This window comes from Clostridium sp. CF012, from assembly GCF_018861755.1.
GTDB lineage: Bacteria > Bacillota > Clostridia > Clostridiales > Clostridiaceae > Clostridium_AD.
Window position 1 is genome coordinate 1 of sequence record NZ_JAHLEF010000152.1, and the last position, 512, is coordinate 512.

Annotated in this window: 1 protein-coding gene and 1 pseudogene; both read left to right on the top strand. The window is 29.1% G+C overall.

The genetic code is table 11. The annotated features are described in order from the left end of the window. Window positions 1–271, top strand: a pseudogene (locus KPL50_RS26815) (phage tail sheath C-terminal domain-containing protein); the annotation flags it as partial. Window positions 272–333: 62 nt separating this feature from the next. After that, on the top strand, window positions 334–512 hold a 179-nt coding region (locus tag KPL50_RS28100), incomplete at its 3' end, for a phage tail tube protein (RefSeq protein WP_216301491.1).

Consider the following 512-nt stretch of genomic DNA (forward strand, 5'->3'; position numbering starts at 1 on the left):
TTTAGATAATCAAATGATTTTCATATCTGCTAAAAATGGATATTTAAAAACGTTAGCAGAGGAAGAGGTACTTGATAAAAACTATAACAACACATCATTTATAAATGTAGCCAAGCAACGTGAAATGTGGGTTGCAATAAATCCACTTGCAAAAGATTGGGATGATACAAAAGTTAAAAATATGTCTTATAAAAAATCTATGTTTGTGGCTGGCGATATAAAAATACTACAATCAATTACAAACTTGAATTTTGCTATCAATATGGTTTAAAGAGTAGATTAATTTTTACTCTTTTTTTAATTCAAAAACAAATAATAAAGTGAGGTAAAAGTATGAGTGATATCAAAGGAAATGAGGTACTATCTGCAAATGAGGGTAGCGTATATGTAAATGGCATACAATGGTCAAACATAGATAAAATTGATGCTAAAGCAACAGCGGAGTTTGAAGACATTCTCTTTGTAGGTGATCCAAAAACTAAAAAGAGATATAAAGGTTTTAAAGTTGAAGG